We start from the raw sequence: 7,979 nt of genomic DNA, 5'->3' as shown, positions 1-7,979 counted from the left end.
GGCGGGGGGCGAGCCCCGGAAGCCCTCGAGGAGGCGCCGGCCCCGCAGGGCGTCGAGGGCCGAGGCGGCGTCGGCCGGGGTCATGGGCGCCATGCGGATCGCCACGTCCTGGTAGATCTCGACCGCGGTGCCGCCGATGCCGGTCACGACCACCGGGCCGAACTGGGGGTCGTTCTTGGCGCCCACGATGAGTTCCACGCCCCGCGCCATCTCGCCCAGAACCACCCCGTCGAACCCGGGCAGGCGGTCCATCCGCTCGAACGTTCGGCGCAGGGCGTCGTCGCCCTCCACCCCCACCTCCACGCCCCCCACGTCGGATTTGTGGACCACCCGGGCCGAGACCACCTTCACGACGACCGGGTAGCCGATGCGGCGGGCCGCCTCCACGGCTTCGTCGGGGTCGCGGGCCCAGGCCCAGCGGTTCAGGGGAAGCCCGTATTCGGCCAGGATCTCCCGGGCCAGGGGCTCCACGACCCACCCCACGGGGGCGGCGCGGCGGAGGATTTCGGCGGCGCTGGGTTTCACGGGGTTCCCCTCCGGGCGATGGCCTGGGCCATGTGAACGGCGCCCTGCACGGTGTGGGAGACCGGGATGCCGTTCGTCTGGAAGCCCTCGATGAAGATGCCGTATTTTTCGATGTGGGGCATGTAGGCCACGACGGGCTTGCCGCTCGCCTGGGCCACCTGGGCCGCCCGGGCCCCCACGTCGGGGGTGAGGGCGGGAAGATACGGGAGCAGAAGGAGCACGGCGCCGTCCACGTAGGGCCGGTCGAGGAGGAACCGGAGCGCCGCGAGGAAGTCCTGGTCGCCCGCCGACCCGGTGAGGTCCACGGGGTTTCCCACCGAGGCGATCTCCCGCACGCTCGGGGAGAGGGCCGCCCGCAGGCGCTCCTGGTCGGCGGCCGGGATCTCGGGCAGGTTGAGGCCCGCCCTCTGGCACTCGTCCGAGGCCACGGCGCCGTGGCCGCCGCTCGCGGTCACGATGACCAGGTTCCGCAGGGGCTTAGCCGGAAGGGCGGCCGCGAGCGCCTCGCAGTAGGCCACGAACTCGGCCTCATCCCGGGCCTCGAGGGCCCCGGCGTGGCCCAGGATGTCGCGGAGCACCCGGTAGTCCCCGGCCACCGAGGCCGTGTGGGACGCCACGGCCCGGGTGCCCCCGGGCGATTTCCCCGCCTTCAGGAACACCACGGGCTTCGTGGCCCGGCCCAGGAGCTCCACGAGGGCCCGGCCCCGGCCGGGCCGGAAGCCCTCGAGGTAGAGGCCGATCACCCGGGTGGCCGGGTCGGCCAGGAAGAACTCCACCAGGTCCACCTCGTCCAGCACGGCCCGGTTCCCGATGCTCAGGCCCCGGGCGATGCCGGCCCCCTCCTGGGTGAGCTTGATCATGAGGTCCACCAGGATGCCGCCGCTCTGGCTCACGAGCGAGATGTTCCCCGGCCGGATCTCGATCAGGCGCTCGGGGGGCAGGAAGAAGGTGTCCAGGACCGGGGCGGCGTAGACCCCGAGGCAGTTCGGGCCGACGACGGGAAGGCCGTGGGTCCGGCTGATCTCGGCGATCTCGTCCTGGAGGTCGTGGCGCCCCACCTCGGCGAACCCCCCCGAGACCACCACCGCGGCCTTGACGCCCCCGGCCGCGCACTCCCGGAGCACCCCCGGCACAGCCCCGGCCCGCACGGCCACCACCGCCAGGTCCACCCGGGCCGGCACCTCCCCGAGGGAGCGGTACACCGGCTCGCCGTAGAGGTCGCCGCCCTTGGGGTTGATGGCGTAGGTGGCGGCCCGGTAGCGCAGGTGGTTCTTGTGGTAGATGACGTTGGCCGGGTGGAACGGGTTCGAGAGCGACACGCCGTAGACGGCGATCGCCTGCGGTTCAAAGAGGCACGACAGGTCCATCCGGTGCTCCGGGAACGAGGGGGAACGACGCCGAACCCGGGAGCCTACTCCCGCCGGGCCCGGCGTCAAGGCAGCCGAGGGGATACTCGCAGGGAGGCCGGCGCGCTCCACCTGGCCCTCGGGGTTGCCGGACGCGCCCGGGGGTTCGCCACCTTCGACCGGGCGTTCGCCCGCACGGCCGAGGGCCTCGCGCCGCTACCCGTGTTCGAGCCCTAGCGATTCCGGCTCAAAACGCCCCGGGGTGGAGGAACCGGGCCAGGGTGCGGGCGGCCTCGCCCAGGCGGGGGCCGGGCCTGGCGAAGGTCTTCTCGTCCACCACGAGCACCCGCCCCTCCCGCACGGCCCGCAGGGTCTGGTACAGGGGCCGGTCGGCCGGGGGGGAGGGGTTTCGGTTCATGGGCCCCTCCTGGATCACGTAGGCGTCGGGGTCGAGCTTGAGGAGGGCCTCCACGTCGAGGGTGAGGAGCTTCTTGGGGGCCTCGACGGCGTTTCGGCCGCCCGCCGCCTCCAGGAGGTCGTTTACGAGCCCGTCGGTGCCGGCCACGGTAAGCGGCTGGGCCCGCACCTCGTACACCACCCGCACGGGGGGGCGTCCTGCCACGGCGGCCCGTACCGACCCGATCTCCCCCCTGAGCCGTCCGGCCAGGGCCCGGGCCTCCCCGGGCCGGCCGGCCAGTTCCCCCAGCCGCTCCATCACCGAGAGGGCCTCGTCCAGCGACCGCGGGTCGAAGGCGGCCACGGTGAGCCCCCGGGCCCGCAGGTCGGCCACGGCCTGGGCCGCGGCCCGGCCGGCCCGGGCCACCACCAGGTCGGGCCGCAGGGCCAGCACGTGCTCCACGTTGGGCCGAAGCCCCGTGCCCACCGAGGGCACGGCCCGGAGGGCCTCCACGGTGTCGTCGTGGCGGGTGCGTCCCACGATCCGGTCGCCCGCCCCGATCTCCCAGAGGATCTCGGTGAACGCCCCGTAGAGCGACACGATCCGGGGCGCCTCGGGGGCGCAGACCCGGGTGCCGGTGTCGTCCTGTACGCAGGCGGCGCGTACGGCCGCCGGGGCGAGGGTCACGAGGAGGGCGAGAAGCCAGACCAGGGGGGATCTCAACGGGGGACTCCTTTCTTCGCCCGGGCCGCCCGGGGCAGGAACACGGCGTGGGGCCGGCCCGTGGCCGGGTGGACCGCCACCTCGGCCGGGGTCTCGTACACGGCCTCCAGCACGTCCTTGCGGAACACCTCGGCCGTCGGGCCCTCGGCCCATACCTTGCCGCCTTTCAGGAACACGAGCCGCTCGCAGTAGAGGGCCGCGAGGTTGAGGTCGTGCATCACGGCGCACACGGTGGCGCCCTCGGCGTTCACCCGGGCCAGGAGGTCGAAGGCGTCGATCCGGCGGTGCACGTCCATGGCGGCCGTGGCCTCGTCCAGAAGGAGGATCGGGGCCTCCTGGGCCAGGGCCCGGGCCAGCACGAGCCGCTGGCGTTCCCCGCCGGATACCTGGGTCACGAGCCGGTCGGCGAGCCCCCGGGTGTCGGTGTGGGCCATGGCCCGGTCCACCGCGGCGCGGTCGTCGGGCCCGGGCCGGCCGAACCGGCCGATCCGGGGGTGGCGGCCCATCAGCACCACCTCGAACCCGGTGAAGGGAAACGGGATCCAGGTGGTCTGGGGCACCGTGGCCACGGCCCGGGCTAGGTCCCGGGGTGCGGCCTCCCGGGGATCGAGCCCGGCCACCCGGACCTCGCCCCGCTCCGGCCGGAGCACCCCGGTGAGAACCCGCAGAAGGGTGGACTTGCCGCAGGCGTTGGGCCCCAGGATCCCGAGGAACGCGCCGTCGGCCACCTCGAGGTCCACGCCCCGGAGCACCGGGGCCCCGCCGTAGCCGGCCCAGAGGTCCCGGACCCGGATCACGGCGCCTCCGCCCGCCGGCTCCTGGGGTTCCACCGGAGGAGCCAGCAGAAGAAGGGCCCGCCCACGAGGGCGGTCACCACGCCCACGGGAAGCTCCTCGCCCCCGGGGAGCACCGTGCGGGCGAGGCCGTCGGCCAGCACAAGAAGCGACGCACCCACCAGGAACGAGCCCGCCACGAGCCGGCGGTGGCCCGGCCCCAGGGCCATCCGCAGGAGGTGGGGCACCACCAGGCCCACGAACCCGATCACCCCGCTCACGGCCACGCAGGCCCCGGTCATGACCGAGGCGGCCACCAGGAGCCAGCGCCGGGCCCGGGCCGCGTCCACCCCGAGCTGCCGGGCCGACTCGTCGCCCAGGGCCAGGAGGTCCAGGTCCCGGCCGAGGCACCAGGCCCAGACCACCCCGGCCAGCACGTAGGGGGCCGAGAAGGCCACGTGGGCCCAGCCCCGGCCGTTGAAGCTCCCCAGGATCCAGAACACGATCGAGGACACGCTGTCCTCGTTGAGGCTCTTGAGCAGGCTGATGCCGGCCGAGAGGGTGGTGCTCACCACGATGCCGGCGAGGATCAGGGTGTTCCCCGAGCCGAAGTCCCGGTCCGAGGCCAGAAGGTGCACGGCCCCCAGGGCCGCGAGGGCCCCGGCGAAGGCGCAGAGGGGCAGGAGCCCGAGGCCCCAGGCCGTGTAGCCCCCGAGCCCGGCGAGGATCGCGATGCTGGCGCCGAGGGCCGCCCCCGACGACACGCCCACGGTGTAGGGATCGGCCAGGGGATTCAGCAAGATGCCCTGGAACACCACCCCGGCCACGGCCAGCCCGCCGCCCACCAGGGCCGCTAGGCTCACCCGGGCGAGCCGTACGGTCAAAAGGATCGTGCGGTCCACCGGGTCGAGGGTGGGGGCCGCGAGGCCCGCGGCCTCGGCCAGGGCCCGCAGGAGGTCGGCCGCCCCCAGGCCCGAGGACCCGATGCTTCCGGCCCAGAGCACGACGAGGGGCAGGGCGAGGGCGGCCGCCCCGATCGCCACCTGGGGCCGGCGGGTCACGGGCTGCGGTCCCCCCGGGCGCGCACGAGAAAGAGGCTCATGTACCCGTTGGCCCGGGCCCGGGCCTCGGCCACCCCCCGGGCCACCACGGCGTCGGGCCGGGTGCAGTGGGAGGCGAACACCACCCGGTCCCCGAGGCCCCGGTGCTCCAGCAGGTCGCACACGCCGGCGGTGTTCCGGTAGGGCTTGAGCACGGCCACGCTGTCGGCCGCGGCCAGGGCCCGCTCCACGGCCTCGGTGCCCCGGGCCCCGCTCACCACGGCCAGGGTCTCGTCCCCCTCCACGAGCGGGGTGCGGGCCTCGGCCGCCGCGGCCGCGAACGAGGTGATCCCCGGCACCACCACCACCGGCACCCGGGGCTCCAGGGCCTGCACCTCCTCCAGGAGGTAGGTGAAGGTGGAGTAGGTCATGGGGTCGCCGAGGGTCAGGAACGCGGCCGAGGCCGGCCGCCGCAGGGTCTCCAGGACCCGGCGGGCGTGGTCGCGGTGGACCTCCCGGGACCGGACGTCCTCGAAGGTGTGGCGGAAGGGCAGGGGGACCACGGGACAGCCCGGCCGCAGGTGGGGCCGGGCGATCGAGAGCGCCGCGCTGCGGCCCGAGCGCTCGTGGCCCGCGGCGAACACCACGTCCACCTCCTGGAGGATCCGCACGGCCTTGAGAGTCAGGAGCTCCGGGTCGCCGGGGCCGACGCCGATGCCGTAAAACGTGCCGAGGGTGCTCATGGGGACTCCTCTGTCTAGGCTGGGAAGCTGGGATGCTCGGAAGCTAGGAGGCTTAGAGGCGGGGACGCGAGAACCGCCGGGCCAGGTCCCGGGTCTTGTCCCGTCCCGACGAGGCCGAGTCCGGAGCCGTGTAACGCCCGAAGAAACCGGAACAACTCACGCTTTCCAGCTTCTTAGCTTCCCGGCCTCCTAGCCTCCTAGCTTCCCAGCCGTCCCTACGAACTGCTTCGCCGCACGGCCCACACGGCCGAGGCGAAGAACGCCGCGGCGAACCCGGCCAGGGCCGCGGCGTGGACCCAGGGCACGGGCTGGCCCAGGCTCGCCGCCCGGATCGTGAGGCTCGAGTGGGTGAGCGGAAGCCCGTAGGCCAGCGCCTCGGCCCACCCGGGCAGCCGGTCGAGCGGGAAGAACGTGCCGCACAAAAACGACATGGGCACGATGAAGAACGTGTTGATGTGCCCCTGGTCGGCGTGGCTTCGCACCACCATGGCCGCCGTCACGGCGGCCGAGGCGAACGCGAAGGTGTGGAGGCCGAACAGGGCCCCCACGGTCGGGCTCAGGGGCGGCCGGACCCCGAAGGGCCAGGCCAGAAGGTACACCACCACGGCGGCCGCGAGCCCCCGGACCATGCCGTAGATCACCTCGCCCAGGGCGATCTGCCAGGCCGGCACCGGGGCCATCTGGAACTCCTCGAAGATCCGCCAGTAGAACCGGGCGATGTTGATCTCGGTGGCCGTGCCGTAGCTCTGGGTCATGCTCGCCATGGTGGCGAGGCCCGGGATCATGAACGCCAGATACCCCACGCCGTCGAGCTCCACGTGCCGGCCCAGCCCCCACCCGAACACCACCAGGAACAAAAACGGCGACACCGCGTAGGACGCCAGGTGCTTCTTCCACCGCCGGCGGTAGATCCGAAGCTCCCGGTAGAGCACCCCGGCCACCCCGTTCACGGCTCCACCCTCCGTCCCGTGCGCTGGAGGAAGAGATCCTCCAGGTTCGTGCGCCGAAGCCCGGCGCCCTCCGGGGCCTGCCTGAGGAACCCGAGGGCCGCCTCCCGGGTCGGAAAGAACCGGGTGCGGGTGCCGTCGTCCCCCACCACGTCCACGGCGTACTCGCCGAGTTCCGCGAGAAGCGCCCGGGGTTCCCCCTCCTCGATCAGCCGGCCCCGGTCCAGGATGCCCACCCGGTGGCACAGGAACTCGGCCTCCTCGATGTAGTGGGTGGTCAGGAGCACCGTGACCCCCCGGCGGTTCACGGCCCGGATGAGGTCCCAGAGCCGGCGCCGGGTGGCCGGATCGAGGCCCACGGTGGGCTCGTCCAGAAAGAGGATCCGGGGTTCGTGGAGGAGCGCCCGCACGATGGTGACCCGGCGCTTCATGCCTCCCGAGAGGGTGCGGCCGAGGCTCCGGGCCCGTTCGGCCAGGCCGGCGAAGGCCAGGAGTTCCGCGGCCCGGGCCCGGCGCTCGGCCCGGGGCATGCCGTGGAGGATGCCGTGGAGTTCGAGGCTCTCGGCCACCGTGAGGTCGGGGTCGAGGTTGAGCTGCTGGCTCACCACCCCGATCTGGGCCTTGGCGGCCACCGGGTCCCGCAGCACGTCGGCCCCGCCCACCCGGGCCGTGCCGGCGTCGGGCCGCAGAAGCCCCGTGAGGATCCGGATCGTGGTGGTCTTGCCGGCCCCGTTGGGCCCGAGGAAGCCGTAGATCTCCCCGGGCCGCAGCTCGAGGTCGAGCCCGTCGAGGGCCCGGACCTTGCCGAACCGCTTCACGAGCCCCCGGGCCTCGACGGCCGGTGCCGGCTCGGCCCCCCGCGCCTCGCGTGCGACGCTCGCCTCCAGCATGCTCTTCCCCATGCCCGGCCCGGCCGGGCAAGATCCCATCGGAGTCCGGGGCCCCGGAGGTCCCACGAAAAAAGCCCACTCCTCCTGCGGAGCGGGCTTCCCGTTTTCGAAGCTCCCCAAGGTTCCCCGCCCTCCCGAACCGACCCGGGGAGGTTTGGCGTGCGGGGCGTCCGGCCGGCAGGTCTTCTGGCTCGCGATTCGTCCTCGGGGCCGCCTTCCCAGCCGATCGGCCAGTGGCTCCAGTGGCCCGTCGTCCTCGCTCACAGCGGCGGGTCCGCGGGGGATTTTCACCCCACTTCCCTTTTCAGCCCCAGGGGGCACCGGCGGACGTAGATTGAACGGTCCTTTTATCCCCCCGGGTCGGGTGTGTCAAGCCGGGCGTTTGACGGGCCTTCGCGGCCCACGGTATAAAGCCGGGTCCGGCCCAGGGCCGGCAAATCCCCTTGGAACGGGGCGTTACTATCAACCCGGCGGCTATAGAGGCGCGCACACCGCCGCAGGGGCGTGGGGCCTGCTTCCGGCCGTGCGTGAGTGCGGCATCCGGCTTACGCGGCATCCGCCACTCAGCCGGAGGGGCGAAAGTGCACCGCAAATC

At 73.7% G+C, this 7,979-nt stretch carries 9 protein-coding genes and 1 riboswitch; of the genes, 1 reads left to right on the top strand and 8 read right to left on the bottom strand.

The genetic code is table 11. The annotated features are described in order from the left end of the window. Together ACY0I8_RS14355 and ACY0I8_RS14350 are read right to left on the bottom strand one after the other, a co-directional pair. A partial coding sequence (locus ACY0I8_RS14355) for an acetate--CoA ligase family protein (protein ID WP_461395302.1) occupies positions 1–525 on the bottom strand: 525 nt, incomplete at its 3' end. Then, positions 522–1,892 (bottom strand): CoA-binding protein, encoded by a 1,371-nt coding sequence (locus tag ACY0I8_RS14350; RefSeq protein ID WP_459942400.1) that lies wholly within the window; start codon positions 1,890–1,892, stop codon positions 522–524. The genes ACY0I8_RS14355 and ACY0I8_RS14350, both read right to left, overlap by 4 nt. A 3-nt stretch (positions 1,893–1,895) precedes the next feature. On the opposite strand from ACY0I8_RS14350, the gene ACY0I8_RS14345 reads away from it, so the two are divergent. Continuing rightward, positions 1,896–2,108, top strand: coding sequence for a hypothetical protein (locus tag ACY0I8_RS14345; RefSeq protein WP_459942401.1), 213 nt, complete (start codon positions 1,896–1,898; stop codon positions 2,106–2,108). Positions 2,109–2,118: 10 nt separating this feature from the next. Here ACY0I8_RS14345 and ACY0I8_RS14340 read toward each other — a convergent pair whose 3' ends face one another. From ACY0I8_RS14340 to ACY0I8_RS14315, 6 genes are all read right to left on the bottom strand, one after another. Further along, positions 2,119–2,991, bottom strand: coding sequence for an ABC transporter substrate-binding protein (locus tag ACY0I8_RS14340; protein WP_459942402.1), 873 nt, complete (start codon positions 2,989–2,991; stop codon positions 2,119–2,121). Then, positions 2,988–3,788: an ABC transporter ATP-binding protein gene (locus ACY0I8_RS14335; protein WP_459942403.1), complete on the bottom strand. Its 801-nt coding sequence runs from the start codon at positions 3,786–3,788 to the stop codon at positions 2,988–2,990. The genes ACY0I8_RS14340 and ACY0I8_RS14335 overlap by 4 nt, the downstream gene beginning before the upstream one ends. Then, positions 3,785–4,825 (bottom strand): FecCD family ABC transporter permease, encoded by a 1,041-nt coding sequence (locus ACY0I8_RS14330; RefSeq protein ID WP_459942404.1) that lies wholly within the window; start codon positions 4,823–4,825, stop codon positions 3,785–3,787. Before ACY0I8_RS14330 ends, ACY0I8_RS14335 begins: the two co-directional genes overlap by 4 nt. Next, positions 4,822–5,547, bottom strand: a complete 726-nt coding sequence (gene cobI / locus ACY0I8_RS14325; protein ID WP_459942405.1) for a precorrin-2 C(20)-methyltransferase — start codon at positions 5,545–5,547, stop codon at positions 4,822–4,824. Before cobI ends, ACY0I8_RS14330 begins: the two co-directional genes overlap by 4 nt. A 215-nt stretch (positions 5,548–5,762) precedes the next feature. Beyond that, entirely contained in the window at positions 5,763–6,497 is a 735-nt protein-coding gene (locus ACY0I8_RS14320) for an ABC transporter permease (protein ID WP_459942406.1), read from the bottom strand. Further along, complete coding sequence (locus ACY0I8_RS14315) at positions 6,494–7,423, bottom strand: ABC transporter ATP-binding protein (RefSeq protein ID WP_461395301.1); 930 nt, start codon at positions 7,421–7,423, stop codon at positions 6,494–6,496. Before ACY0I8_RS14315 ends, ACY0I8_RS14320 begins: the two co-directional genes overlap by 4 nt. 120 nt (positions 7,424–7,543) lie before the next feature. Continuing rightward, positions 7,544–7,723, bottom strand: a riboswitch (cobalamin riboswitch). Positions 7,724–7,979 lie beyond the last annotated feature (256 nt).

Source organism: Deferrisoma sp. (assembly GCF_054681715.1).
Note: the sequence above shows the minus strand (reverse complement) of the source record. Positions and strands in the feature narration are given on the sequence as shown.